This window comes from Aeromonas sp. sif2416 (assembly GCF_019218665.1).
Classification (GTDB): Bacteria; Pseudomonadota; Gammaproteobacteria; order Enterobacterales; family Aeromonadaceae; genus Aeromonas; species Aeromonas encheleia.
In genome coordinates this window covers 90,251-114,658 of sequence record NZ_JAHUXC010000011.1, presented here as the reverse complement: position 1 = coordinate 114,658, position 24,408 = coordinate 90,251, and the positions used below count along the sequence as shown (strand labels likewise).

Sequence of the window (24,408 nt, the reverse complement as noted above, 5' to 3'; positions counted from 1 at the left end):
AACTGGGGCGGCCACCGGGGCCGCCAGTCTGACTACCTCACCCATGGCTCACCTTCTTCAATCGCGTCGGCTTGGCCGCCTTCTTGGCATCCCTCTCCTGCTGGCGCAGCTTGCGCTGCAGCAACTTGGCCATCTTCTTTCCTTCCGCCAGACACTTGGCAAAGGCCTGCCCCTTGGCAAAGCACGGCGTGGTGCGAAAATGCCGCAGGGCCGCTTGGGTTGCGGTATGCACCACATCCGGGGTATATCCCCCCGCCGTCAGGATCTGCGCCACGTTGCGCTCGATAAACAGCTCAGGATGCATGGGCCACCTCCTGCAGGTGCTGTTGTAAACAAGCCAGATGGCGTTGCACCTGCTCGGCCGTGGCCGGAATGCGCAACCCGCTGTAGACCAGAAAGGTCCCCCGGGTGCCCACCACCAGCCTCGGCAGCATGGGCGGGATGCACGAACGGCGACTGCCTTGCGCCCTCGGCGATTGTTGGGTACGCTTGTCCACGTTGTTTTCTCCGCGAAAACCAACCTCGGGTCGGGCTGTTACAGCAGCGCCGGCCCACTCTTTTTGTGCTCCACTCATCACTTCTCTCCTTGTGCATGTGGCCCCGGGAACGGGCGCACCTGACTGGCTACCGACTCTTCCAGGCTCAGCAGCTCCTTGATGGCCCGGTGCACTGCCGCCGTGATGGACTGCCGTTCAATCGGGTCGATCACCCCGTCTTGCCGCGCCTCCCGCAGCTCGCCAAACACCGCCGCCACCACCTCGCCCACCAGCATCACCTGGTCAGCCAGCTCCTCTTCGGTCACCGTGCTATCCGGCAGAGCCACCAGCGTATGGCCGCGGGCCAGCGCCCAGGCCTGCAGGATGGCGTTGTCACCGGTTAGCTCGGTCACCGCCATTGCCTCGGACAAGGTCAGGTGGTGGTCTTCGCAAGCAGGGTTGAACTTGTTGTTCAGGGTGGTCGGGCGCTTGGAGCCCATCAGGCGGGCCAGATCGGTGATGTTGTACCGGCGGCTCAGCTGATAAGCGGCGTCAATAGGGTCAGAAAGGTGGGAGTGTTCCCGCTTCACTCTCGTGGTTGTTCTGGTGGGTTTTGTCATGATGGTTCTCATCGAGCACGCAAGGCCGTCGTTACTGCCGATGCTCTGGGTAAATGATTTCCATAACGCTGATTTTTTTAGAAAAAAAGTCAGCTATCCGCTGAGCTCGCTCAAATGATGCCCGTTGAATACCTCGTTCAATGCGGCTCAAGTTGCCAACATCGATCCCAACGGCCTGACTCAGCTCATTGATCGTTACCTTCTGCTGCTCCCGCAGCTTTCGAAGAGGAGTAAGCATGAATGACTCCCTATATGCGTTAGACGCATATAAAAACACAGAAACATATGCGTGTCACGCTTTGCGTGATTCGCATATAAATTGCCATCATGAGCAAATGAAAGTCGGAGCAAAAATCAGGGCGCTCAGAAAGGAGCGCAAAATGACCATCAGCGAGCTGGCAACCCAGGTTGATAGCGACGTTGGCAACATTTCTCGATTGGAACGGGATATACAGGGCTTTAGCCCCCAGTTACTCTCGAAGATCGCGGACGCATTAGGTGTACCTGTTGCCAAGCTCTTCTCTGATGACCCCCAGCCAACTCAGCATCAGAACATGACGATTGCGTCACCTGATATACACCGTATACCTGTGATCACCTATGTACAGGCCGGGGTATGGACAGAGACTAGTGAGATCCGTGAGTGCGATGGTAACTGGATTTACATCACGACCGACCTCGAACTGGGTGAGCGTGCATTTGCCATTGAGTTGAAAGGCCATTCCATGGAACCGGAGTTTGTTGAAGGGGATATCGTTCTGATTGATCCGGACGAACACCCTCACCCAGGTGACTTCGTGGTGGCCAAGAATGGCGAGGAAGCAGCCACTTTCAAAAAGTATCGCCCCCGAGGTGTAGGTGAGGATGGGCAGGAGGTCTTCGAACTTGTCCCACTAAATGACGACTTCCCCACCATGCGATCCGATCGCCAGCATATCCAGATCATCGGTACTATGGTCGAACACCGCCGCCGTAGAAAGCGGCGCTAAAGGCTATGCTTCTATGAAAGACTTATGCGGTCAATTTTATATCTTACTTGTCCATACGACACCTCGTAATCGATATTCCCCCTTATTCATCTTGCTTGTAATTCTGTCGTCAGCATTTTTATTCCTGCAGAGTAAGTGTGTTGCCTCAATAAGATCGTTTTATGCCGAGGGGAAAATACATGAAGTTTAGTGAGCGGATTGGCAAACGACCAGTCAAAGATATTATCCAAATTGATGGAATGGATGACGACCTTCGTAATTCATTATGGAATGTTCTTGAACTTTGCATATGGAGACGAAGCGGTTTTCTTCATAGGCCAGGGATGACCGTTGGCTTAGGTACCATTGATGACTTCAGCGCACAACTTTGGACAGCCTTTTATAAAAGGAGGTTAGACTCTAGGCCACGTTTCTCTGACCGCATAATGGATCAAATACGTAGTGATTTTTTTAGTTGTGAATGGTTCGATGTATACGATTTTCTAGAATTTGTTCTAAATTATAAACGAGCGGAGTTTATAGAAAAGGAAGTTAATAGTGTACTTGAAAGAGAGCTTGCTGGCTATCGTTATATTTCAGGTAACTTTGTTCAAGTTACAGATAAACAAGAAATTGAGTCAATAGAGCAAGCTTTAGATGCCGGACCATTTGTAGGGGTTGAAGCTCATCTAAGAAGCGCTATCGACCACCTGAGCAGGAAGCAAGATCCAGACTATCGAAATTCAATCAAAGAATCGATATCAGCTGTCGAAAGTCTAGCAAAAGAGCTAACCGATAATCACAAAGCAACTCTCGGTCAGGCCCTCTCAATCTTAGAGAAAGATGGAAAAATCCATCCGGCGCTCAAAAGTGCGCTTACTGCTTTGTATGGCTATACAAGCGATGAAGGTGGGATACGTCACGCCATGCTTGACGAACCGAATCTTTCTGCGTCCGATGCAAAATTTCTGTTGGTAGCCTGCTCGGCATTTATCAACTACCTGAAAGAAAAAGTGTAATCTCACAATTATAATGTGCCATAACTTGTACTGCGTACCACATTTATGATGTCAAGCAAGACAATTTAAATTAAGCCCACTGGTACGTGGGCTTAGTCAATATTATTACAAGTCATCGCTTACCATTTGTGTCTGTTTTAGTTGAGCTAAATGTTCATAGTCTGGTGTTGTATAAATGATCATAGCCATCGGTCCAATAGTCTCGTGCTTAGTCATTTTAAGAATCACGGTATCATTATCAAACTTGATGTATGCAACTGCCCCAGGCGTAGTGTTTAAAGCATCGAACTCCTCTTGCTCAGACATGGAAGATGCACCACCATATTTTTCCTTCAATCCCTTGGCAATACTGAGAGCCTTATCCATATCGACTATGAAGCCAAGACGCTGAAATTTATTATCGATGAAATAAGCGAATGCCATCGTTGTCTTATCACCAAACTTAAAATCCATGCATTGCCATGCATCAGTGCCATCCTCTGAAGCATCTTTAAATGAACAGATATTGGCTTTTTTTATCTCATTTTTTGACATGCCAAACTTTAGATTTTTATAACCATCGACCGCATAAGTGCTCATAGATAGTGAAATTGCAAGAGCTGCAACCGTCCAGCGAATCATGGCAATTACTCCTTTTGCTTATTGATGTATCTTAAACTCTATCATGTGGAGTTATGACTCAACAGCAGCAACTAATGCTAAATGGCTGATGGATCACACAATCCATTTTCAACAACACTGGTGCTTGCCGCTGGCTAGTAGCCAGCTTACCCACCATAGTAGTTGCTGATTTAATTTGGCAAAAGTATGCGATTGACGCATTTGCGTTTTACGCATATTTTATCTCGTACACACCAGTGAACGGGATAAACCATGTCGAATCAACACCACCAAAAGCGCATCTACATCGCCGGCCCCATGTCCGGCCTGCCTGACTGCAACCGCCTCTCCTTCCATGCCGAGGCCAACCACCAGCGTGAGCGCGGCCATATCCCGCTCAACCCTGCCATCCTCCCCGAGGGCCTGACCCAAGCCGAGTACATGGCCTGTTGCCTGCCCATGGTCATGATCGCCGACGAGCTGGTCATGCTCCCGGGCTGGCGCGACTCCCAGGGCGCCACCGCCGAGTTCCACATCGCAATGAAGTGCGGCAAGGTCATCCGCCAAGCTGAAGACGGCTTTGCCTGGTACCCCAGCAGCCCCGAGGTGGCGGCATGAACCACTACGCCCAAGCGCTGGCCGAACTGCAGGCCCAGCCTGACCACGAGCTCAAGCAGATTGGCGACCAATGGCAGACTCCCAAAGCGCTGGCCTGGGGCCTGTTCCACCAGTTCGCCCCCACCCTGGGGCCGGTGGTGCTCGACATGTTCGCCGACGACTGCAACCACCTGGTGCCCAACTACTACGACGCCGAAGACAACGCCCTCACACAGGAGCTGGCCGCCGACCTGCGCCGGCTGGGGGGCGCTGCCTACGCCAACCCGCCCTACTCGCGCCCCTGCACGGATAGCGAGGGAAACCCCATCACCGGGATGGAGTCGATCCTCAACTACTGCCGCGAACAACGGGTGCTGGGCGCCAAGATCATGTTGCTCATCAAGGCCGCCACCAGCGAAACCTGGTGGCCGGAAGATGCCGACTTCATCCAGTTCATCAGCGGCCGCATCGGCTTTGAGGTACCGAGCTGGTACGTGCCTCGCGACCCCAAGAAGGACAAGCCCAGCTCCAGCGGTTTTGCCTCAGCCGTGGTGATCTTCGACGCCGGCTGGCAGGGCGAGCGCCGCCCCGAGGCACGCCTGCGCCGTGACGACCTCATCACCACCGGCACCATCATCCTCGACATGATCCACCGCCAGGCGGTGGAGCTTACCCTGGCCGCCGATCACGTTATCCGTAACGCCGGCCCCAAGCTGGCCCCCGTGGTCACCCAGGAGCAACCCGCCATAACAGAACCGGCCGCAGGGGAACAACCAGCAGCCGACGATAACGAGGCCAGCGCCGCGGCGGCGGCCGAACTGGGCTATGCCGATGCCAGCAGCATCATGGCCAAGCAGATTGAGTGCGTTGATCTCGGCGAAGAGCAACAGGATACGGTCAGGGGTTATGTGCAAGGCTGGCTGGACGAGCCTTATCCACTCTCCGAGATCTTCTATCGGCTCGATCTGGCCGTCGCCAACTTGCTGGCTGGCAAGCCTATCCATCAGGGCTTTGTCGCAGAAGAGAGTCGTTCCCCCGCTCTGCCCCACTGGCAACGCCACCCCGCAGTGAAGAGGATTATCTACCAGATCGACGATGCGGACATCCTGACCCCGGCCAGGACCGCCGAGCTGGCCGCCTGGATCATCGACAACCTGACGGCCCCAGGCGATCTGCTGGAACTGGCCACCGCCAAGGCCGCCGAGCTGTTGGCGCAGAGTGCCGAAGCCACCAGCCCAGAGCCAAACCATGTAGAGCGGCAGCTCGAGCTGCTGGATGCCCACCACCCAACCGAGGAAGCCAGCACCAAGCCGCTCGAGGACTGGGCCTTTGACTACCAGAACAACGAGCTCAATTTGGGTGGCGCCGAGTGGTCGTGCTTTGTCGCCGTGTTGACCGTGCTCTACGGCGCCAAGGAGCACTACACCGCCCGGGAGGTAGCGATCGCCATCTCAGTCAGCGATGAGCAGCTCATGGACGAATACACCACTTTGGACGAGGAAACCAAGGCGCTGTTGCGCAAGGCTGTCTCCACTCTGAAGCAGGTTGAGGGATACAACTTCACAGAAGCCTTCACCATGCTCGACCTGCACCGCCAGGAGGCCGTCATCGCCTTTCTGAACGCCCTGCATAACGAGCCGCCCCTCAGCCCCGTCACGCAAAAGAGCGTGATGGTCAATGCCATTACTCGAGTGAATGAGGTGGCAACATGAGCATCATTCAGGAGGTTGCCGAGTGGGTTCATGCCCGAACCGATGGCGCCATCAGCACAGAGGTGGCAGCGGCCTTCTTCCTCACGGTCAGCAAGGCCAGCATCGTGATGGGCCAGATACACAGGGAGGCCCGCTTCACCACCCGGGTTGAACACTTTTGCATGGTCGGGGAGAACGGCAGAGGGCGGCACACTCGCCGCCTTTTCGTGGACCAGGTGCGGGATCCGCAATGGCATAAGACGCCGGTGATCGGCATCAACGAGGAGCAGCAGATTGTGAGGTTCGACAGCATTGTCGAGGCGGAACGAACAGGCGGGTTTGTGCGCGTCAGCATCACCCGTTGCCTGAACAACTCTCAGGCAACCCATGGTGGCTATCGCTGGACCGTCGCTACAAATGAGCAGAATGGATAGGAGAAATCATGCAAGAACAGATTGAGAAGATTGACCAGAGTGAGCTGATGGTCATGTTGGGAAAAGGGCGCACAGCGCTGTACCACCTGCGCATGAGGGATACCACCTTCCCCAAACCTATCGACCACCAGCCACTGCGCTGGATCAAGTCACACATCATGGCCTGGATTGACAGCCACAACAGGATCAGTGGCAACGCCTAGTTCCCGCTGGATCACTGTCCACCAGCGCTCATAGGCAGCCGCTTGATCCTCAAGCCAGTCATGTTTGTTGTAAACAGCCATTACGCCAAGCAAGGTGTGCCCCAGCATCACTTCGGTGATATGGGGCGACACCCCCATTTCTGATAACCGGGTCGACAGGGTCCGTCGAGCATCATGGATCCGCCAATGGGGAATCCCCAGGCTGCTGCGCAAGCGGCTCACCAGCCGATTACACGAGTGGATCTCCAGCGGCCCATTCCCCTCCCCCTGACCCGGGAACAAATAAACCGGGTCCAACGACGCCATTGCGGCTCGTTCGAACAGTTGCTTGCCTACCGATGTGATGGGGCGACGGATAGGCCTGCCGGTCTTGCTGATCTCCGCTGGCACGGTCCAGACCATAGACTCGTAATCCAGGTCCTGGCGCTTGAGCGTCCTGGCCTCTGACAGTCGACACCCGTAGACCAGACAGAGCAGATGTATCACCTTGTTACCGGTACCTGCCCGACTTGCCTCGATGGCCCGCCAGATTTTCGCAACCTCGGCAATCGTCAACACGCGGTGACCGGTTTTGGCGGGAGCGCCAACATCTCGGGCCCGCAGGCTCATCATGTTGGGCATATTGATCGTACCGCGGCGAACATGCCAGTTGAAGCAAGCCTTCAACCCGGTGATCACTGTACGGGTTACTCCAGGCGCCCGCTCACTGATGGTATCGAAATAGCTCAACCACATGTCCATGGTGATCTGGTTGAGTGGCCGGTCAGGCAAGCGGTTCTTCACCGACGAGAAGGTATAGCGGTAATATTTCTGGGTGCCTTCTCGGCACTCCCGCATCACGTACTTCTCGAACCACTCTTCAAACAAGGCTGCAGGCGTAGGCTCGTCGCCCGAGGCACTGATCGGCGCAACACCGCTTTTAAGCTCATCGGCCTTTATCCGGGCCTCTCGCAAGGTCAGAGCCGGGTACCGACCGAGAGAGGTCCGAACCCGCTTCCCGTCGACCACATGCCGAACCTGGAACGCAACCACCCCCTTCGGTGAGACCCGGACACTCAACCCATCACTGTCACTCACTTCGCTCGGGCCAGCATATGGTTTACCATTCACCCCTCGAAGCCAGCTATCTGATAACGCCATTGCTACCCCATTAAAATTTTGTACCACTCTCATGGGGTGTTTTGTACCAGATAATGTACCAGCAGGCCATTGAACAACGTCAGGTTTGGGTGAACGATGAAAGTGTCTTCGGAATTTGCACCTCACCAGAACGGCACTAAACCCTGAAAAATCAATCAGAAGCGCGAACACACAAGAACACATGAGCACATCAGCGAAGCAGACCACCCAGCCCACTTACTACTTCCACGACTACGAGACCTTCGGCATCAGCCCGGCGCGGGACAGACCGGCGCAGTTCGCCGGCATTCGCACCGATGCGGATTTCAACGTCATCGGCGAGCCGCTGGTGATCTACTGCAAGCCGCCGGCGGACTACCTGCCTGAGCCCGAGGCCTGCCTCATCACCGGCATCACGCCGCAGAAGGCGATGAAGGACGGGCTGTGCGAGGCGGACTTCATCCGCCAGATCCACGAACAATTCGCCCAGCCAGGTACCTGCGTGCTGGGCTACAACAGCATTCGCTTCGATGACGAGGTGACCCGCTACACCCTGTATCGCAACTTCTACGACCCCTATGCCTACGCCTGGCAGAACGGCAACTCCCGCTGGGACATCCTCGACATGCTGCGGGCCTGCTATGCCCTGCGCCCGGAGGGGATCACCTGGGCCTTCGATGAGGAGGGCAAGCCGAGCTTCCGGCTGGAGAAGTTGACGGTGGCCAACGGCGTCGCCCATGCCAATGCCCACGATGCGCTGTCGGACGTGCTGGCCACCATAGAGCTGGCCAAGCTGGTGAAGCAAGCCCAGCCCAAGCTGTTCGACTACCTGTTTGGCCTGCGCAACAAAAACAAGGTGAAGGCGCTCATCGATGTGGTGACCATGAAGCCGCTGGTGCATGTCTCCGGCATGTTCTCCCCCTGGCAGGGCTGCGTGAGCTGGGTGTCACCGCTGGCCTGGCATCCCACCAATCAGAATGCGGTGATCATGGTGGATCTCACCCGTGACCCCAGCCCGCTCATCGAGCTCTCCAGCGACGAGATCCGCGAGCGGCTCTACACCAAAAAAGAGGAGCTGGGGGAGCTGGCGGGCATTCCGGTCAAGCTGGTGCACATCAACAAGTGCCCTGTGTTGGCCCCCGCCGCGACCCTGACCCCGGCCCGGGCCGACGAGCTCGGGGTCAACCGCGAGCAGTGCCGCAAGAGCCTGGATCTGCTGCGGGCCCACCCCGAAGTGCGGGAAAAACTGGTGGAGGTGTTCAATCAGGAGTTTGCCGGCAGCAACGACGGCGACCCCGATACCCAGCTCTACGCCGGTTTCTTCGGTCACGGCGACAAGGCCGCCCTGGATCTGGTGCGGGCCACCCCGGCGGAGCTGCTGGGGGAGCGGGAGTTTGCCTTCAGTGATCCACGCCTGCCGGAGATGCTGTTCCGCTACCGTGCCCGCAACTGGCCGCACACCCTGAGCGAGGCGGAGCAGAAGCGCTGGCGTCTGCACTGCAGCGACTACTTCAGCAGCCGTCTGCCGGATTATGTGCCACGCCTCGAGGCGCTGGCGGAGCAGAACCAGGGTAACGAACGGAACTTTGCCATCCTCAAGAGCCTCTATCACTACCTCGAAGATCTATGAGATGTGAGCCGTTTCACAGTAAAAAACCTGTACGCTCCCTGCGCTCACGACATAATGAGCAAGGGAGGCAAGACTCCTGACAATTTAATTACTTGTATGCACGGCTGGCATGGATGCCTTGCTTTCGACCCTTGGGGATCTTGATGCGCTCCGGACTCACTGCTCTAACGCTTATCAGCTGCACTCTGCTGCCATCGGCCGCCATGGCGGGGATCCGTTTCGAGGTGCCGGACTATCTGCTGCGTCTGCCGGAGCAGACCTATCAGCTGATCGAACGCAACTTCAGCAACCTCTATCAGCAGACCGACTTCACGCCCCAGATCGTCAACAGCTATTTCAACCACTCCGATCTCTACCGCTTCGCCGGGATCCCGCTCGCGATCACGCCGCAGAACGGCTTCCAGATGGAGATCTTCGGCCAGCTCTACAACAAATCCTCCCAGATCTATGCCCAGATGAGCCAGGATCTCTCCCTCTACCGCACCCTGCGCGTCGACATGATGGGGGATCAGAGTGACGAGGTCGCCATCGGCATGGGGCTCGGCATTCCCCTGAGCTCCCGCCTGACCCTCAAGGCGCTGGCCTCCAGCAACGAGATCCCGGGCTATGGCTCCGCCAACTACGCCATCGGGATGGAGTGGCACTTCTAAGCCGTCTGCCAGACCCCTTACCATACAAAAAGGCTCCCGTCGGGAGCCTTTTTGTTGGGCGCTAGCCTCAGGCGTAGCGGATCACCCGCCCCTGGCCCCCCTGCAGCACAAGGGCGTCGCCCAGCGGGCTGTCGTCCCAGAAATCCGTGCCCCCCGCCGGCAGCGCGAGCCTCTTCGCCTGCTCGCCCCAGTTGAACAGGCAGAGCAGCTCGCCGCCCCCGGGCAGGGCCACCCGCCCACGGGAGAAGCCCATGTCATCGAAGCGGGCCGCCGGCGTGCGCGCCTCGCACAGGGCCAGCAGCCTGAGCAGTTGCGCCCCCTGCAGCTCATCGAGATCCTGCAGCCGGTCGCCGGCCAGCACCATGCCACCGCTCGCCACCAGGGCGGCCAGGTGGAACTGGTAGTCGAACGCGCCGGCCTGCTGATTGGGCAAGTCGCGCAGGCAGACGCAGTCGGGATCCAGCGCCCAGAGCCGGTCGTTCTGCCAGGCGCGGCAGAAGGCTTCCCGGGCTATCTGGCGAAAACGCGGGCCCTGGCGCTCCACGTCGTCGCTCACCCGCATACCGTGCACCAGCCCCAGGCTGGGCCAGAGGGGGGCGTTGCAGCCGAGCAGGAAGGCGCCCTCGCCCGCCCCGCGCAGCACGGCCGCCATGCCACGGCGATAAGCCTCCACCCGGGTGGCGGACGGATCGCAGAAGTGGCCGCCGTGGATGGCGCCCCAGAAGTTGGCGTCCAGCTTGAAATAGTGGATGCCCCACTGCTCGCGCAGGGTCCGGAACACCCGCTCGAGGTGGGCCTGCACCTCGGGGTGGGTGCCATCAAGCACATACCAGGGGGTGCAGCGCCAGCCGCCGTAGGTCACCCGCTCGGAGGGCAACGGCAGGCCGTCATCCCCCTTCACGAACCAGTCGGGGTGATCCTGAAATACCCGGGAGCCCGGCTCGGTGATAAAGGGGGCGACCCAGAGCGCGGGCTCGCAACCCGCCGCCCGGATCTCGGCCGCGAGCGGCGCGACCCCCTGCTCGAACTTGGGCGAAGGGGTCAGCCAGTCCCCCATCCTGGCCTGGTAGCCATCGTCTATCTGCACGTAGCGCAGCCCCGGGAAACGCTCGGCCCGCACCGCGAGGTTCTCGCGAATATCCGCCGCACTCACCTCTGCATAGTAGTGATACCAGGAGCACCAGCCGCTCGGCCGCGCGGGCACCTGGGCCACCAGGCTGCCGTGCTCTGCCTCGACTCGGCTCGCCAGCTCCCCGAGCAGGGCCTCCCGATCCGGCCCCTCCAGACAGATCAGCGCCTCGCTCTGCCAGTGCTGGCCCGGCGCGAGCGAGCGCCCCTCGCCATTCATCAGGATCTGCAAGCGACCCTCGGGGTAGAGCCGAAACTCGCCGCCAAAGCGCTGACAGCTGGCGAAGGCGAGCAACAGCCAGCCCTGCGCCCGCTCGACCAGCAGCAGGTTGTGGACGCTGTGATAGCCCTCGTCCGCCGTGATGCGATAGACGCCCGCATCCGGGCAGCGCCCGACCGGCTCGGGGCGCTGCCAAGTACCCATGGTCTGGGCCAGCATCTGGAAGCCCTCTCCATAGATGGCCGCCTCGGGGGGGATGCCCAGCTCGCCGTCAAACAGCAGCCAGTCCTGCACGGGCTCAGGGGTGGCGCCGGTGTTATCCAGCCTCACCCGGCAGAGGGGGCCGTCCCACTGACGGGTCTGCAGCAGATGGGACGGCAGGGCGGGATCGGCGGGCCACTGGCGCAGCACGGACAAGAGAGCGGGATACGACATGGGATCTCCTCATGATAAGACGCGGAAAAACGGCGGCGATGGGCCGCCATTGTATCGCCTGTGGGTCAGTTGACCCTGTTCTGTGACCCCTGCGCTCTGCTAAACTGCGACCTCGCTCACAGTTGCCAAGATGAGGCCCCCGTGCTGCTTCAACGCACCCTGCTGTACCTTCGTGACTTCATGGTCATCCTCGCCTGCCTGCTGACAGGCAAAACCCTGGCGGCCCTGCTGCCCTTCGCCTTCCCCGGCAGCATCATCGGCATGCTGCTGCTGTTCGTGCTGCTCTCCCTGCAACTCATCAAGCTGCACTGGGTCGAACAGGGTGCCGGCCTGCTGCTGCGCCACATGGGGGTCCTGTTCGTGCCGGTGGCGGTCGGGCTGGTAGCCTGGCTCGAGCCCCTGCGTCAATCCTTCGGGCTCATCATGCTCTGCGTCGTGCTGGGGATAGTGCTGATCCTGGCCACCGTCGGCCACCTCTACCAGAGGATGAACAAGCAATGATCTCCTCGTTCGCCCTGCCACTCATGCCGTTCCTCTCTGCCATGACCAGGAGGCTGCCATGATGTTCTGGCTCGCCATTCCGCTGACCCTGTCCCTCTATTTCATGACCCGGGCGCTCTATCGCCGCCTGCCCTGGCCCATCGTCAACCCGGTGCTGATCCCCACGGCCGTCATCATTGGTCTGCTGCTCTGGCTGGATCTGCCGCTGGATCAGTACCAGCACGGCACCTTCCCCATCACGGCGCTGCTGGAGCCGGCGGTGGTCGCGCTGGCGCTGCCGCTCTATCAGCAGGCCCGCCAGATCCGCTCAAGGCTCAAGCCCATCCTGGTCTGCACCCTGGCCTCTGTGCTGATCTCGGTCTGCACTACGCTGCTGATCGGCCATCTGATGGGGGCGGATCCGGCGCTGCTGGCCTCGCTCGCCACCAAGTCCATCACCACCCCGCTCGCCATGAGCGTCAGCCAGTCGCTGGGCGGCATCCCCGCCATCGCGGCGGCCGTGGTGGTGGTGGTCGGGATCCTGGGGGCCCTGATCGGTTATCCCTTGCTCAAGCTGATGCGGGTGACAGATCCCGAGGCCCAGGGCCTCGCCATGGGGGCCTGCGCCCACGCCATCGGCACCGCCACCTCCGCCGAGAAGGGGGTTACCCAGGGCGCCTTCTCGTCGCTGGCCATGGTGGTGTGCGGCATCCTCACCGCCGCCGTGGCCCCGCTGCTGTTTGCCATCTACCACTGGCTGACCTGAGACCACCGCACGCTGCCCCTGCAATGGCCGCCTCTGGCGGTCATTGCTCGCTTTCCAGCCAAACTCCCGCTCATACTCAGGTGACACTTAAACTCCCCCGTGCTGGGAGCTGACGCACAGATTGCGCAAGACAAACGTTTCCTTTAACATCGCCGGCCCTTTGCCCACCAAGGCGTGAGCGCGCTCACACATTTCACCGCGCTTGCTCCCTACAATGGCCCCCCAATTGGCCTTTGAGGACACAGTATGCATCCCCGTTTTGCCAAGCCACTCGAGACCCTGTCTGCCCCGCTGCAGGCAGCACTGCTGCCCATGCTGGGCGACGATTTCCAGGCCCGCTTCAGCCCCGAGCAGATCGCCACCCTGAGCGCCGCCACCGGGCTGGAGGATCGCGCCCTGCGCCTCGCCCTGCTGCCGCTGGCCGCCGCCTGCTCGGTCGCCCCCATCTCCAAGTTCTTCGTCGGCGCCATCGCCTGCGGCCTGAGCGGTACCTGGTACCTGGGCGCCAACATGGAGTTCGCCGGCCAGGGGCTGTTCCACTCGGTGCATGCCGAGCAGTCTGCCATCTCCAACGCCTGGCTGGGCGGCGAGACCGGGATCTCCGAGATCACCGTCAACTACACCCCCTGCGGCCACTGCCGACAGTTCATGAACGAGCTGAGCACCGCCAAGACCCTGAAGGTCTCCCTGCCGGACGACCTGAGCGAGCTGCAATCCTTCCTGCCCCACTCCTTCGGCCCGGCGGATCTCGACATCACCGATGCCCTGATGAGCCCGCAGTCCCACCATGAGCTGGTGCTGGAGAGCGACGATCCCCTGTGGCAGGCCGCGCTGGCCGCCGCCCGCCAGAGCTACGCCCCCTACAGCCAGGGTTACGCCGCGGTGGCGCTGCAGTTCGCCGACGGTCGCATCTTCTGCGGTCGCTACGCCGAGAACGCCGCCTTCAACCCCAGCCTCCCCCCGATGCAGATGGCCTGCGCCCACGCCGTGCTGAACGGCGAGGATCTCACCAGGGTGCGCCGCGCCGCGCTGCTGGAGAACAAGCAGGGCCAGATCAGCCAGCGGGATGCGGCCCAGTCCACCCTCAAGGCGCTGGGCTCGGTCGAGCTGGAATACCGGGCGGTCTGACGCCAGCGTCGCCCATGAGCCCATCAAAAAGGGGAGCCACTGGCTCCCCTTTCTATTTCTGCTCGCGAGTCCCGGATTGATCAGGACTCCCAGATAATGCTCTCGCCGCCGGACCAGCGCTCGCCGATGTCCGCGTATTTCTGCTCCAGCAGGTGGCGGCGGATCTTCATGGTCGGGGTCAGCACCCCGTTCTCGATGTTCCAGGGGCTCTTGACCACCAGGATGCCGCGGATCCTGGCATGGGACTCCAGCTGATCGTTGACCCGCTTGCGGGCGGCCTCCAGCTGGGCATTCACCTCGGCCCTGTCCCCTCTCATGGCACTCTCGGCCAGTTGCACCAGGGCGACCGGCTGCGGCATGCCATAACCGATGACGCACAGCTGCTCTATGATGGGCTCCTGCCCCAGCAACCCCTCGATGGGCACTGGCGCCACGTACTTGCCCTTGGCGGTCTTGAACACGTCCTTCATGCGGCCGGTGATGGTGAGGTAGCCTTCCCTGTCCAGCTTGCCCATGTCGCCGGTGTGGAGCCAGCCATCGGCGTCGATGGCCTCGGCGCTGTGCTCGGGATCCTTGTAGTAACCCAGCATCATGCCTTCACAGCGACAGAGGATCTCCCCCTCGTCCGAGATGCGGATCTCGACCCCGGGCCCCGCCTTGCCGACCGTGCCTATCTTGTCGGCCCTGAATGGATAGTTGAGGGTGGAGAAGGCGTGGTTTTCGGTCATGCCCCAGGCCTCGGTGATGTTGATGCCGATGCTGTAATACCACTGCAGCAGGGCTGGCGCCACCGGGGCCGAGCCACAGCCGAGTACCCGCGCCTGATCCAGCCCCAGCCCCTTGCTCAGCTTGCGCTTGATCAGGGTCGAGACCAGCGGGATCTTGAGCAGCAGGGCGAGCTTCTTCTGGGGCAGCTTCTCGTGGATCTTGATGCGGAACATGGCCCACAGCCGCGGCACCGAGATGAACACCGTGGGACGACAGCGCTTGACGTCGTCGATGAAGGTGTCGAGGGACTCGGGGAAGGCGATGGTGGCGCCGCTGAACAGGCTGCCGCCATAGATGTAGACCCGCTCGGTGATGTGAGCCAGCGGCAGGTAGGAGAAGCCGCGATCGGCGTCGGTCAGTGCCACCGCCTCCACCAGTTTCTCGCACGACCAGGCGTAGCGTTCGACGCTCAGCATGGCGCCCTTGGGCTTGCCGGTGCTGCCGGAGGTGTAGACCAGGCTCAGCAGGGAGTCCGGTGCCTGCACCGGGCTATCGGGAATAGGGGCGTGCGCCGCCAGCAACTTGTCCCATTGCAAGGCGGCCGGCATGGTGTCGTAGGGGAAGGCGATGCGCAGCAGATCGGCGGGAACACCGGCCTCCTGGCTCTGCCAGTCGTCGAGCTTGCCGACGAAGATCGCCTTGGCCTCGCTGTGACGCAGCACGTATTCGATGGTGTCGACGTTGGCGGTCGGGTAGATGGGCACGCTCACATACTGCCCCATCTGCATCGCCAGATCGGCGATGAACCACTCGGCACAGTTCTTGGAAAGCAGCGCCACCTTGTCGCCGGACACCAGCCCCAGCTCGCGCAGGGCGGTCACCATGCGCCGCGCCTGATCCGCCACTTCCGACCAGCTGAAGTCGCGGTATTCACGGTGAATGGTCTGTCTGAGATAGATCCGGTCAGGACACTGCCGCTCCCAGTGATAGAGCATCTCGAGCGGCAGTTTGGTGGCAATGCGTGAGGAGGAGGCCATAGTTTAATCCCTGAAACAAAAGGCAAGACTCATTATTAACCTTTTGATAACACTCAGGGAAGCAGATTACTCAAACTTCTGTTTGAATTGTGTGGGGGATCAAGCTTCCGCCTGCTGCTGCAGCCGTCTCCACATGTCCTGCACCAGCACCTCGTCCTGCTCGGACAGCTCGCCCTGCAAGATGGCCTCGTTCAGGCTGCGCAAGACATAGCTCTTTACATCCCGCACCAGGGTCTTGCCTTCCAGCTCGGCTCGCGCCACCGCCAGCGAGATATGGCCGCGCAGATAACCGCCCGCAAACAGATCGTCTTCGCTGGCCGTGGCGACCATGGTGTCGATCAGTCCCAACAACTTGTGCTCAAAATCGTGAATCGTCATGTAACGCAGCCTCATTTTCAGAGTGGCTGGCAATAAGTTGCCGGCAACATAATTCGGGGAGTGGAACCGCGATCCGGTTGATCGCGGCTCTCTGGCGCCAGGCCAGCCGCATCCTTGATGTCCTATTCCGGGTTGGCCACCGGGTAGATGACCTGATCCTTGTATCCGGTGGTTATCCGCAGATAACCACTTAACGACCGGTTCAGTGCCGGGTCATCGGTATCCACCAGCAGCGGACGGCCATCGAGTGCCGCCAGCTTGGCTTTGGTGGCGAGAACCTGGATATGGTCCCGCCCGACGGCCCGGATCACCTCTGGACTCAGTTGCTGATTTCCGCGCCCGAACAGATGTCCCTGGCCACCGATCAGGGTAATGATCAGGCGGCAGCGACGACCGCGGATCCGGGTCAGGATGTCCGCGGCGGACAGATCCTGCCCGATAAGCCGGCCATTTTCCACCAGATCCACACCGAGCAAGGTATTTTCCAGCCCCAGCTCCCCCATGCAGGCGGCGACCGTGCTGCCGGATCCCATCAGATAGAGGGTATCGGCCTCCATCTGCTCCACCACCCCGGCGGCGAGATCGGCCAGCACCAGCTCCTCGGACTCCCGCCCGCCCTGCTTGACCGCCTGTACGTAGCGCAGATCGCCCGGCACCAGCAGCTGGCCATAGTGACGGGCGCGCACCTTGCCCGCCCGAAACGCCTCTTCGTCGATGTCCATCACCTCGGCATCCACCAGGCTCAGCAGCTCACCGCCTATCATCCGCGCCACCACCCGACCGCTGGCGGCCGGGGTCACCCCGTACACCCCGGAGTGGATCTTGCACCCGGCCGGAATGCCGAGCACATGGCAGGACTCCCCCACCGCGGCGCAGATATCCCTGGCGGTGCCATCGCCGCCGGCGAACAGCAGCAAATCCACCCCAGCCGCCCGCATCAGCTCGGCGGCGGTGCGGGTGTCGGCGGCGCTGGTGGAGCCGGCGGCGGGTCGATGGACGATGCGATGGGGCAACCCGAGCGACTCGGCAAGCGTCCCCCCCATGTCGCCCGCCACCGTCAGCAGCTCGAAGGATTGTGTCAGCTGACAGAGCGGCAGCAGGGCCTGACGGGCCCGCTCCTGCGCCTTTGGCACCGCGCCCCGCGCCAGCGCCTCGGCCACGACACCGTCGCTGCCCTTGAGGCCGACCGCCCCGCCGATGCCGGCGACCGGGTTGATAATGAGCCCTAAACGAAACATGATTCTCTCCCTCTGATCGCCGCTATTTTATCTGTTCGCCGCTATGGGACAAGCCAAGTCGGCCTGCTAGAATGCGCTGCTTCAATTTTTTAACCAAGGTTCAATCATGCTGGAATGGATTGCTGATCCCTCTGCCTGGGTCGCGCTCGCTACCCTCACCCTGCTCGAGATCGTATTGGGCATCGACAACATCATCTTTATCTCCATCCTGGTCGGCCGGCTACCGGAGGCCCAGCGTCAGCGCGCCCGGATCCTGGGGCTGGGGCTGGCCATGGGTACCCGTATCCTGCTGCTGCTGTCACTGGCCTGGGTGATGCGACTCACCCATCCGCTGTTCAGCCTGTTCGACGAGGCCATCTCGGGCCGGGATATGATCCTGCTGGTGGGGGGCCTGTTCCTCATCGCCAAGAGCACCCACGAGATCCACCAGAGCCTGGAAGGGGCCGCCGACGAGCAGGGGATGGTGAGCAAGACCGCCGGCTTCATGTCGACACTGGTGCAGATCGCCATCCTCGACATCATCTTCAGCCTGGACTCCGTCATCACCGCCGTCGGCATGGCGGACCACGTGCCCGTCATGGTGCTGGCCATCATGATCGCCGTCGGGGTCATGATGTTTGCCGCCAAGGCCATCGGTGACTTCGTCGACGAGCACCCCACCATCAAGATGCTGGCACTCTCCTTCCTGATCCTGGTCGGTGTCGCGCTGGTGGGCGAAGGGCTGGACATGCACATTCCGAAGGGTTACATCTACTTCGCCATGGCCTTCTCGCTGGTGGTGGAGATGATCAACATTCGCCTGCGCGGTCATCAGACCCGCGCCAAGTAAGCCCCTGTATTCAGGCATTCAGAGCAACAAAAAGCGCGACCAGAGGTCGCGCTTTTTTTATGTCTGCCATGCGGGCATTGCCCGCTGGCGCTGTGCTCAGAGCGCGTTGCGGGTCGCCACCGCATCGGCCAGGTTGCGCAGCAGCACCTCGGTATCGGCCCAGTTGATGCACGCGTCCGTGATGCTCTGACCGAAGGTGAGTTCGCAGCCTTCCACCAGATCCTGGCGCCCTTCCACCAGGTGGCTCTCCACCATGACGCCGAACACCGCCTTGCTGCCGGCGCGCAGCTGATCGGCCACGTCCTCGGCCACTATCATCTGATTCTTGAACTGCTTGCTGCTGTTGGCGTGGCTGAAGTCGATCATCACCTTCTGCGGCAGACCGGCCTTGTCCAGCCCCTTCACCACCTCATCCACATGAGCGGCGCTGTAGTTCGGCTCGCGGCCACCGCGCAGTATGATGTGGCAATCCGGGTTGCCCCGGGTGGAGACGATGGCGGAGTGGCCGTACTTGGTCACCGACAGGAAGTGGTGCGGCGCACTGGCGGCACCGATGGCGTCGATGGCGACCTTGATGGTGCCGTCGGTGCCGTTCTTGAAGCCGACCGGGCAGGAGAGACCGGAGGCCAGCTCGCGGTGCACCTGAGATTCTGTGGTGCGGGCACCGATGGCGCCCCAGCTCATCAGATCCGCCATGTATTGCGGCGTGATCATGTCGAGGAATTCGGAGGCAGTCGGCAGCCCCATGTCGTTGAGATCCAGCAGCAGCTTGCGACCGATGCGCAGGCCGTCGTTGATCTGGCAGCTATTGTCGAGGTAAGGGTCGTTGATCAGCCCCTTCCAGCCCACTGTGGTGCGCGGCTTCTCGAAGTAGACCCGCATCACTATCTCGAGCGACCCCTTGAGCTCATCACGCAAGGCCTTGAGGCGCTTGCCATATTCCAGCGCGGCCAGGGGATCGTGGATGGAGCAGGGGCCGATCACCACCAGCAGGCGCTGATCTTCGCCGGCCAGGATCTGATGAATGGCCTGACGGGATTCAAAGACGGTCGATGAGGCGGTCTCGGTCGCCGGAAACTTCTCGAGCACCGCAACCGGGGGCAATAACTCTTTGATTTCACTGATTCGAACGTCGTCGGTTTGATGCTGCATGACAAGATTTCCTGCTAGATGACTGCGATAGAGAGATCTCAATCTAGCCCTACGGCGGGACGGTGTAAATAGAAAATTACATTGCCAATGGAAGAATTTTTAGAGGTGATCTTGCAAGTTACAGAAATGATGCTAGGGAGGCAGGAAGTGAAAAGGCCCGCACTGAGGCGGGCCCGACGGGGTTAGACGGCCTGGCTGATGCCAGCCAACTTGTCGAAATAGTCCGGGAAGGTCTTGGAGGTACAACCCGGATCGTTGATGGTCACCGCCGTATCCGACAACGCCACCAGCGAGAAGCACATGGCGATACGGTGATCGTTGTAGGTGTCGATCGCCGCGTGTTGCAGCTGCGCCGGCGGGGTGACGGTGATGAAGTCATGCCCCTCCTCCACTTCCACACCCAGCTTGCGCAGCTCGGTCGCCATGGCGTGCAAGCGATCGGTCTCCTTCACCCGCCAGTTGTAGATGTTGCGAATGGAGGTCGGCCCCTCGGCGAACAGGGCCGTGGTGGCGATGGTCATGGCCGCGTCCGGGATCTGGTTCATGTCCATGTCGATGCCGTGCAGCGGAGCCTGCTCCGCTTCGATGAAGTCGTCACCCCAGGTGATCTTCGCCCCCATCTTCTCCAGCACGTCGGCGAAGTGAATGTCGCCCTGGATGCTGTGCTTGCCGATGCCGGTCACCCGCACCTTGCCCTTGATGGCGCCCGCCGCAAGGAAATAGGAGGCGCTGGAGGCATCCCCTTCCACCAGGAAGTCACCGGGGCTGACATAGGTCTGGTTGCCCTTGATGTAGAACAGCTTGTAGTCGTCGTGTTCGATGACCACCCCAAACTGCTTCATGATGTGCAGGGTGATGTCGATGTAGGGCTTGGAGACCAGCTCCCCCTTGATGTGGATGCGGGTATCGCCGGCCGCCATGGGGGCCGCCATCAGGAAGGCGGTCAGGAACTGGCTGGAGACGGAGCCGTCGACGTGCACATCGCCGCCCCAGAGTCCCTTGGCATCCACCACCAGCGGCGGGTAGCCATCTTTCTTCAGGTACTGGATGTGGGCGCCGGCTTCACGCAGGGCGTCCACCAGATGGCCGATGGGGCGCTCCTCCATGCGCGGCTCACCGCCCAGCATGTATTCACCGGATCCCAGACACAGCGCCGCGCAGAGCGGACGCATGGCGGTGCCGGCGTTGCCGAGGAAGAGGTTGACAGGCTCCTTCACCGCGAAGCTGCGACCCAGGCCGTGCACGGTGCACTCGGTCTTGTCGGCGGAGAGCTTGTACTTGACGCCGAGCTGGGTCAGCGCCGCCAGCATGTGACGGATGTCATCGCTGTCGAGCAGGTTGGTCAGCCGGGTGGTGCCCCGCGCCAGGGCTGCCAGCAGCAGGGCACGGTTAGAGACACTTTTGGAGCCAGGCAGATTGACCACGCCAGCCACACGAGAAATGGGTTCCAAACGCAACGAATTCATAGACTTCCTGTACTATCTCAATTAAATCACCTGACCGGACGTTAACAGCCTGCGTTCTGCGCGGCAAGACTACTCTTGGCACAAAAACCGGGCCGCTGATGCGGGCGGTCAGGATCCACCGGAAAAACAGACGCCGGGGAGTCCCCGGCGCCTTGCATCAGAGGGAAGATGCTTTAGAACCTGTTCACGGGTTGTCGCGAGAGGCCGTCAGCAAGGTGAAGCGCAGCGCAGGAACCGGAGTTTATCCCCATAAATGAGGCTTCCGAGCAGCACATGAGCCTTGATCACGGCGTCGCAGCAGGCACGTGAACGGCTTCTCAGCCGTGGCGCTTGGCAAAGCCATCCATAAAGCTGACCAGGGCCTTGACCCCCTCCAGCGGCATGGCGTTGTAGAGGCTGGCACGCATGCCGCCGACGATACGGTGCCCCTTGAGCGCCAGTAGACCGGACGCCTCCGACTCGGCCAGGAACAGCTTGTCCAACTCGGCGTTCTTGAGCTGGAACGGGATGTTCATGCGCGAGCGACAGGCCGTATCCACCTGGTTGCCATAGAAGCTGGACTGATCGAGATAGCCGTAGAGGAAATCGGCCTTCTCCTTGTTGCGCGCTGCCATCGCCTCGAGCCCGCCCTGTTCTTTCAGCCACTCGAACACCAGCCCGGCCAGATACCAGGCGTAGGTGGGCGGGGTGTTGAACATGGAGTCGTTCTTGGCGGTGAGCTGGTAGTCAAAGATCGAGGGCACATCGGCTCTCGCCTGGCTCAGCAAGTCGTCGCGCACTATGGCGATGGCGAGGCCAGAGGGGCCGATGTTCTTCTGGGCGCCGGCATAGATGATGCCGAAGCGGCTCACGTCGATGGGACGGGAGAGGATGGTGGAGGAGAAGTCCGCCACCAGCGGCACGTCACCGGTGGCCGGGATGTCGAACATCTCTATGCCATCTATGGTTTCGTTCGGGCAGTAGTGCACATAGGCCGCGTCGGCGCGAAACGCCGGGGTCGGCAGCAGGTGGCTTATCCCCTGCGCATTCTTGGCCACCCCCTGGAAGGTCTGGATATCGCCATACTTGTGGGCTTCATCCACGGCGCTCTGGGCCCAGACGCCGGTCAGCAGGTAATCCGCCTTCTTGTTGGCGCCGCCGAGCAGGTTCATGGGCACCGCGGAGAACTGGCCACGACCACCGCCATGCATGAACAGCACCTTGTAGTTGGCCGGCACCGCCAGCAACTCGCGCAGGTCAGCCTCGGCCTTCTCGGCGACCGCCATGTAGGGCTTGCCGCGATGGGACAGCTCCATGACCGAGGCTCCCAGCCCCTGGAAATTACAAAATTCGCGCTGGGCGCGCTCCATGACTTCAACCGGCAACATGGCGGGGCCGGCGCAGAAGTTGTAAATCTGTTTGCTCATGACGCTTTCCGTGAGTGGATGAGAGTAATCGATGACTTGAACGTTTTTACACGAGAGGCCCCCACCGGATCAAAGGCTTTTTGGGATCTGGCGCAAGCTTTTGTCCCGCGGGGCTGGCCCGGGCGCCATAGAAAAAGCCCTGAACGGGTCAGGGCTTGTGCGACATCAATGCCGACATGGCGAGGATGCCTAGGGGCCGCTCACCGCGACCAGGCTACAGCTTGGCGGTGAGCTCAGGCAGCAGGCTGAACAGGTCCCCCACCAGGCCATAGTCCGCCACCTGGAAGATGGGAGCCTCGGGATCCTTGTTGATGGCGACTATCACCTTCGACTCCTTCATCCCCGCCAGATGCTGGATGGCCCCCGAGATGCCGACCGCGATATAGAGCTCGGGCGCCACCACCTTGCCGGTCTGACCCACCTGCAGATCGTTGGCCACGAAGCCGGCATCCACCGCCGCCCGGGAGGCACCGACCGCGGCCCCCAGCTTGTCGGCCAGGGCCTCGATCAGCGCGAACTGCTCCTTCGATCCCAGCGCTCGCCCCCCCGAGACCACCACCCGCGCCGCACCGAGTTCGGGCCGGGCGGATCGCACGGCGCGCCGCTCGATGAGGCGGGTGCGGCAGCCCAGCTCGGGCACCGACACCCGCGAGCTGGGGGCCAGCTCAGTACCGCTGCCCGCCTTGGCAAAGGCCGTCGGCCTGATGGTGAGCACCTTGACGGGCGCCGAGCTTGCCACCCTGGCGATGGCATTGCCCGCGTAGATGGGGCGCAGGAAGGTATCGGGCCCTTCAATGCCAGTCACCTCGGAGATCATCTCCACCCCGAGCCGGGCCGCCAGCCGCGGCAGCAGATCCTTGCCATGACAGCTCGCCGCCATCAGGCAATGTTGATAATCCCGCGCCAGCCCGACCAGCCAGGCATCAACGCCGTCGTTGAGCCCCTCCGCCAGCATGGGGTGCTCGGCCAGCAAGACCCGGCTCACCCCTTGCAGCGCCGCTGCCTGCTCGGCCGCCTCGGTCAGCCCCTGCCCCAGCAGCAACAGGTGCAGCTCACCGCCGAGCTGCGTCGCCGCAGTGACCAGCTGGGCCGCGTTGTCGGCGAGCCGGCCCTGATGATGTTCGACTATGACCAGTACGCTCATGGCAGCACCTTAATTTGGTTGTTGAGTTTGCCCGCCACACCAGCTATTCCGGCAACCTGCTGGCACCCGATGGGGTCCACCATCACCAGGGCGCTCATGGCAGCACCTTGGCTTCGTTTCTGAGTCTGTCCACCAGCTCATCCACGGAGCCGACCCGCACGCCGGCGCTGCGCACCGCGGGTGCCATCACCCCGAGCAGCCGGGTCTGGGCGGCGGGCTCGACGCCGAGCGCCGCAAACGGCTGGCTCTCCAGCGGCTTGCGCTTGGCCTTCATGATATTGGGGAGCGACGCGAAGCGGGGCTCGTTCAGCCGCAGGTCCACCGTCACCACGGCGGGCAGCGGCATGCCGAGAGTCTCCAGGCCGCCATCGATCTCGCGGGTCACCTGCAGCTCCCCCTCGACCAGTCTGACGACGGAGGCGAAGGTGGCGAGCGGCCAGTCCTGAAGGGCCGAGAGCATCTGGCCGACCTGATTGTTGTCGGAATCGATGGACTGCTTGCCGAGCAGCACCAGGTCCGGCTGCTCCTGCTCACAGACCCGTTGCAGGGCGCGCGCCACCGTCAGCGGGGTCAGTGCCTCGGCGGTGCCGCCCTCGTCCGTGAGATAGTGCAACGCCCTGTCCGCCCCCAGCGCCAGGGCATGGCGCAGCTGCTCGGCTGCCGCCTGCGGCCCGAAGCTGACCACCACCAGCTCGCTCGCGACCCCGGCTTCGCGCAGCCGCACCCCCTCCTCCACCGCGATTTCACAGAACGGGTTGATGCCCATCTTCACGTTGGCGAGCTCCACATCGGAGCCATCGCCCTTGACCCGGATCTTGACGTTGTAATCAACGACCCGTTTGACAGCGACCAGCAGCTTCATGGCGGTCATACCTCGTATCGGTTG

At 61.1% G+C, this 24,408-nt stretch carries 26 protein-coding genes; 11 read left to right on the top strand and 15 right to left on the bottom strand.

All coding sequences use genetic code 11. The features are described 5' to 3' along the window. Positions 1–37 precede the first annotated feature (37 nt). Genes KW821_RS17590 through KW821_RS17575 form a run of 4 tightly spaced genes read right to left on the bottom strand, consistent with a single transcriptional unit; the run spans position 38 to position 1,334 of the window. Positions 38–304, bottom strand: a complete 267-nt coding sequence (locus tag KW821_RS17590) for a hypothetical protein (RefSeq protein ID WP_045525008.1) — start codon at positions 302–304, stop codon at positions 38–40. Continuing rightward, complete coding sequence (locus KW821_RS17585; RefSeq protein WP_256353542.1) at positions 294–575, bottom strand: hypothetical protein; 282 nt, start codon at positions 573–575, stop codon at positions 294–296. Before KW821_RS17585 ends, KW821_RS17590 begins: the two co-directional genes overlap by 11 nt. Continuing rightward, complete coding sequence (locus KW821_RS17580; RefSeq protein ID WP_076362762.1) at positions 575–1,096, bottom strand: phage regulatory CII family protein; 522 nt, start codon at positions 1,094–1,096, stop codon at positions 575–577. Before KW821_RS17580 ends, KW821_RS17585 begins: the two co-directional genes overlap by 1 nt. A 31-nt stretch (positions 1,097–1,127) precedes the next feature. Then, positions 1,128–1,334 carry a helix-turn-helix transcriptional regulator gene (locus KW821_RS17575; protein WP_069784422.1) on the bottom strand — a complete coding sequence of 69 codons (207 nt, stop codon included), beginning with the start codon at positions 1,332–1,334 and terminating at the stop codon, positions 1,128–1,130. Here KW821_RS17575 and KW821_RS17570 point away from each other — a divergent pair. Further along, the gene (locus tag KW821_RS17570) at positions 1,333–2,085 is read left to right on the top strand and encodes a LexA family transcriptional regulator (RefSeq protein WP_256353541.1); all 753 of its coding nucleotides are present in this window, start codon (positions 1,333–1,335) and stop codon (positions 2,083–2,085) included. The two genes, KW821_RS17575 and KW821_RS17570, sit on opposite strands and share 2 nt — an antisense overlap. Positions 2,086–2,264: 179 nt before the next feature. Continuing rightward, positions 2,265–3,083, top strand: coding sequence for an AbiJ-NTD4 domain-containing protein (locus KW821_RS17565; protein WP_218292355.1), 819 nt, complete (start codon positions 2,265–2,267; stop codon positions 3,081–3,083). A gap of 105 nt (positions 3,084–3,188) precedes the next feature. On the opposite strand, the gene KW821_RS17560 is transcribed toward KW821_RS17565, so the two are convergent. After that, complete coding sequence (locus KW821_RS17560; RefSeq protein ID WP_218292354.1) at positions 3,189–3,704, bottom strand: hypothetical protein; 516 nt, start codon at positions 3,702–3,704, stop codon at positions 3,189–3,191. Between the two features lie 252 nt (positions 3,705–3,956). Between KW821_RS17560 and KW821_RS17555 the strand changes: the two genes are divergently transcribed. The 3 genes from KW821_RS17555 to KW821_RS17545 are packed head-to-tail and all read left to right on the top strand — an operon-like array spanning position 3,957 to position 6,405. Further along, positions 3,957–4,301: a DUF4406 domain-containing protein gene (locus KW821_RS17555; protein ID WP_218292353.1), complete on the top strand. Its 345-nt coding sequence runs from the start codon at positions 3,957–3,959 to the stop codon at positions 4,299–4,301. Further along, positions 4,298–5,992 carry a phage N-6-adenine-methyltransferase gene (locus KW821_RS21760; protein WP_256353540.1) on the top strand — a complete coding sequence of 565 codons (1,695 nt, stop codon included), beginning with the start codon at positions 4,298–4,300 and terminating at the stop codon, positions 5,990–5,992. Before KW821_RS17555 ends, KW821_RS21760 begins: the two co-directional genes overlap by 4 nt. Then, entirely contained in the window at positions 5,989–6,405 is a 417-nt protein-coding gene (locus KW821_RS17545; RefSeq protein ID WP_218292352.1) for a hypothetical protein, read from the top strand. The genes KW821_RS21760 and KW821_RS17545 overlap by 4 nt, the downstream gene beginning before the upstream one ends. Before the next feature lie 149 nt (positions 6,406–6,554). On the opposite strand, the gene KW821_RS17540 is transcribed toward KW821_RS17545, so the two are convergent. Beyond that, complete coding sequence (locus KW821_RS17540) at positions 6,555–7,748, bottom strand: site-specific integrase (protein ID WP_218292351.1); 1,194 nt, start codon at positions 7,746–7,748, stop codon at positions 6,555–6,557. Positions 7,749–7,929: 181 nt separating this feature from the next. Here KW821_RS17540 and sbcB point away from each other — a divergent pair, with 181 nt between their 5' ends. Both sbcB and KW821_RS17530 read left to right on the top strand, forming a co-directional pair. Continuing rightward, positions 7,930–9,357 (top strand): exodeoxyribonuclease I, encoded by a 1,428-nt coding sequence (gene sbcB, locus KW821_RS17535; RefSeq protein ID WP_218292350.1) that lies wholly within the window; start codon positions 7,930–7,932, stop codon positions 9,355–9,357. Positions 9,358–9,500: 143 nt separating this feature from the next. Continuing rightward, a complete protein-coding gene (locus KW821_RS17530; protein ID WP_218292349.1) occupies positions 9,501–10,007 on the top strand; it encodes a hypothetical protein in 507 nt (168 codons plus the stop codon). A gap of 67 nt (positions 10,008–10,074) precedes the next feature. On the opposite strand, the gene KW821_RS17525 is transcribed toward KW821_RS17530, so the two are convergent. Then, positions 10,075–11,790, bottom strand: a complete 1,716-nt coding sequence (locus KW821_RS17525) for a glycoside hydrolase family 36 protein (RefSeq protein WP_218292348.1) — start codon at positions 11,788–11,790, stop codon at positions 10,075–10,077. Positions 11,791–11,931: 141 nt separating this feature from the next. Here KW821_RS17525 and KW821_RS17520 point away from each other — a divergent pair, with 141 nt between their 5' ends. The 3 genes from KW821_RS17520 (at position 11,932) to cdd (ending at position 14,164) form a co-directional block, all read left to right on the top strand. After that, entirely contained in the window at positions 11,932–12,291 is a 360-nt protein-coding gene (locus KW821_RS17520; protein WP_042653570.1) for a CidA/LrgA family protein, read from the top strand. Positions 12,292–12,349: 58 nt separating this feature from the next. Next, positions 12,350–13,036: an LrgB family protein gene (locus tag KW821_RS17515; RefSeq protein WP_218292347.1), complete on the top strand. Its 687-nt coding sequence runs from the start codon at positions 12,350–12,352 to the stop codon at positions 13,034–13,036. Positions 13,037–13,282: 246 nt separating this feature from the next. After that, positions 13,283–14,164, top strand: coding sequence for a cytidine deaminase (cdd, locus tag KW821_RS17510; protein ID WP_218292346.1), 882 nt, complete (start codon positions 13,283–13,285; stop codon positions 14,162–14,164). Between the two features lie 80 nt (positions 14,165–14,244). Here cdd and KW821_RS17505 read toward each other — a convergent pair whose 3' ends face one another. From KW821_RS17505 to KW821_RS17495, 3 genes are all read right to left on the bottom strand, one after another. Further along, positions 14,245–15,909, bottom strand: a complete 1,665-nt coding sequence (locus KW821_RS17505) for an AMP-binding protein (protein ID WP_218292345.1) — start codon at positions 15,907–15,909, stop codon at positions 14,245–14,247. 99 nt (positions 15,910–16,008) lie between these two features. Then, positions 16,009–16,287, bottom strand: coding sequence for a YfcL family protein (locus KW821_RS17500; protein ID WP_042653566.1), 279 nt, complete (start codon positions 16,285–16,287; stop codon positions 16,009–16,011). Positions 16,288–16,409: 122 nt separating this feature from the next. Then, the gene (locus KW821_RS17495) at positions 16,410–17,525 is read right to left on the bottom strand and encodes an ATP-NAD kinase family protein (protein WP_218292344.1); all 1,116 of its coding nucleotides are present in this window, start codon (positions 17,523–17,525) and stop codon (positions 16,410–16,412) included. A 106-nt stretch (positions 17,526–17,631) separates the two neighbouring features. Here KW821_RS17495 and KW821_RS17490 point away from each other — a divergent pair, with 106 nt between their 5' ends. Further along, complete coding sequence (locus tag KW821_RS17490) at positions 17,632–18,354, top strand: TerC family protein (RefSeq protein WP_042653564.1); 723 nt, start codon at positions 17,632–17,634, stop codon at positions 18,352–18,354. 96 nt (positions 18,355–18,450) lie between these two features. Here the strand turns inward: KW821_RS17490 and aroG are convergent, their stop codons facing one another. The 5 genes from aroG to KW821_RS17465 form a co-directional block, all read right to left on the bottom strand. After that, entirely contained in the window at positions 18,451–19,506 is a 1,056-nt protein-coding gene (aroG, locus tag KW821_RS17485) for a 3-deoxy-7-phosphoheptulonate synthase AroG (protein WP_042653563.1), read from the bottom strand. 182 nt (positions 19,507–19,688) lie between these two features. Next, positions 19,689–20,972 (bottom strand): 3-phosphoshikimate 1-carboxyvinyltransferase, encoded by a 1,284-nt coding sequence (gene aroA / locus KW821_RS17480; RefSeq protein WP_218292343.1) that lies wholly within the window; start codon positions 20,970–20,972, stop codon positions 19,689–19,691. Between the two features lie 317 nt (positions 20,973–21,289). Then, complete coding sequence (gene serC, locus KW821_RS17475) at positions 21,290–22,378, bottom strand: 3-phosphoserine/phosphohydroxythreonine transaminase (RefSeq protein WP_042653561.1); 1,089 nt, start codon at positions 22,376–22,378, stop codon at positions 21,290–21,292. A 214-nt stretch (positions 22,379–22,592) separates the two neighbouring features. After that, positions 22,593–23,522: an electron transfer flavoprotein subunit alpha/FixB family protein gene (locus KW821_RS17470; protein WP_171269694.1), complete on the bottom strand. Its 930-nt coding sequence runs from the start codon at positions 23,520–23,522 to the stop codon at positions 22,593–22,595. 94 nt (positions 23,523–23,616) lie between these two features. Next, positions 23,617–24,384 (bottom strand): electron transfer flavoprotein subunit beta/FixA family protein, encoded by a 768-nt coding sequence (locus KW821_RS17465; protein ID WP_218292342.1) that lies wholly within the window; start codon positions 24,382–24,384, stop codon positions 23,617–23,619. Positions 24,385–24,408: the final 24 nt, after the last annotated feature.

What these genes read in the sequence shown, in the direction of transcription:
- KW821_RS17530 (WP_218292349.1), top strand. Translation starts at nt 9,501, where the DNA reads ATGCGCTCCGGACTCACTGCTCTAACGCTTATCAGCTGCACTCTGCTG.
- KW821_RS17575 (WP_069784422.1), bottom strand. Translation starts at nt 1,334, where the DNA reads ATGCTTACTCCTCTTCGAAAGCTGCGGGAGCAGCAGAAGGTAACGATC.
- KW821_RS17555 (WP_218292353.1), top strand. Translation starts at nt 3,957, where the DNA reads ATGTCGAATCAACACCACCAAAAGCGCATCTACATCGCCGGCCCCATG.
- sbcB (WP_218292350.1), top strand. Translation starts at nt 7,930, where the DNA reads ATGAGCACATCAGCGAAGCAGACCACCCAGCCCACTTACTACTTCCAC.
- KW821_RS17580 (WP_076362762.1), bottom strand. Translation starts at nt 1,096, where the DNA reads ATGACAAAACCCACCAGAACAACCACGAGAGTGAAGCGGGAACACTCC.
- KW821_RS17540 (WP_218292351.1), bottom strand. Translation starts at nt 7,748, where the DNA reads ATGGCGTTATCAGATAGCTGGCTTCGAGGGGTGAATGGTAAACCATAT.
- aroA (WP_218292343.1), bottom strand. Translation starts at nt 20,972, where the DNA reads ATGAATTCGTTGCGTTTGGAACCCATTTCTCGTGTGGCTGGCGTGGTC.
- cdd (WP_218292346.1), top strand. Translation starts at nt 13,283, where the DNA reads ATGCATCCCCGTTTTGCCAAGCCACTCGAGACCCTGTCTGCCCCGCTG.
- KW821_RS17505 (WP_218292345.1), bottom strand. Translation starts at nt 15,909, where the DNA reads ATGGCCTCCTCCTCACGCATTGCCACCAAACTGCCGCTCGAGATGCTC.
- aroG (WP_042653563.1), bottom strand. Translation starts at nt 19,506, where the DNA reads ATGCAGCATCAAACCGACGACGTTCGAATCAGTGAAATCAAAGAGTTA.
- KW821_RS17545 (WP_218292352.1), top strand. Translation starts at nt 5,989, where the DNA reads ATGAGCATCATTCAGGAGGTTGCCGAGTGGGTTCATGCCCGAACCGAT.
- KW821_RS17525 (WP_218292348.1), bottom strand. Translation starts at nt 11,790, where the DNA reads ATGTCGTATCCCGCTCTCTTGTCCGTGCTGCGCCAGTGGCCCGCCGAT.
- KW821_RS21760 (WP_256353540.1), top strand. Translation starts at nt 4,298, where the DNA reads ATGAACCACTACGCCCAAGCGCTGGCCGAACTGCAGGCCCAGCCTGAC.
- KW821_RS17470 (WP_171269694.1), bottom strand. Translation starts at nt 23,522, where the DNA reads ATGAGCGTACTGGTCATAGTCGAACATCATCAGGGCCGGCTCGCCGAC.
- serC (WP_042653561.1), bottom strand. Translation starts at nt 22,378, where the DNA reads ATGAGCAAACAGATTTACAACTTCTGCGCCGGCCCCGCCATGTTGCCG.
- KW821_RS17490 (WP_042653564.1), top strand. Translation starts at nt 17,632, where the DNA reads ATGCTGGAATGGATTGCTGATCCCTCTGCCTGGGTCGCGCTCGCTACC.
- KW821_RS17565 (WP_218292355.1), top strand. Translation starts at nt 2,265, where the DNA reads ATGAAGTTTAGTGAGCGGATTGGCAAACGACCAGTCAAAGATATTATC.
- KW821_RS17495 (WP_218292344.1), bottom strand. Translation starts at nt 17,525, where the DNA reads ATGTTTCGTTTAGGGCTCATTATCAACCCGGTCGCCGGCATCGGCGGG.
- KW821_RS17585 (WP_256353542.1), bottom strand. Translation starts at nt 575, where the DNA reads ATGAGTGGAGCACAAAAAGAGTGGGCCGGCGCTGCTGTAACAGCCCGA.
- KW821_RS17560 (WP_218292354.1), bottom strand. Translation starts at nt 3,704, where the DNA reads ATGATTCGCTGGACGGTTGCAGCTCTTGCAATTTCACTATCTATGAGC.
- KW821_RS17500 (WP_042653566.1), bottom strand. Translation starts at nt 16,287, where the DNA reads ATGACGATTCACGATTTTGAGCACAAGTTGTTGGGACTGATCGACACC.
- KW821_RS17465 (WP_218292342.1), bottom strand. Translation starts at nt 24,384, where the DNA reads ATGAAGCTGCTGGTCGCTGTCAAACGGGTCGTTGATTACAACGTCAAG.
- KW821_RS17515 (WP_218292347.1), top strand. Translation starts at nt 12,350, where the DNA reads ATGATGTTCTGGCTCGCCATTCCGCTGACCCTGTCCCTCTATTTCATG.
- KW821_RS17590 (WP_045525008.1), bottom strand. Translation starts at nt 304, where the DNA reads ATGCATCCTGAGCTGTTTATCGAGCGCAACGTGGCGCAGATCCTGACG.
- KW821_RS17570 (WP_256353541.1), top strand. Translation starts at nt 1,333, where the DNA reads ATGAATGACTCCCTATATGCGTTAGACGCATATAAAAACACAGAAACA.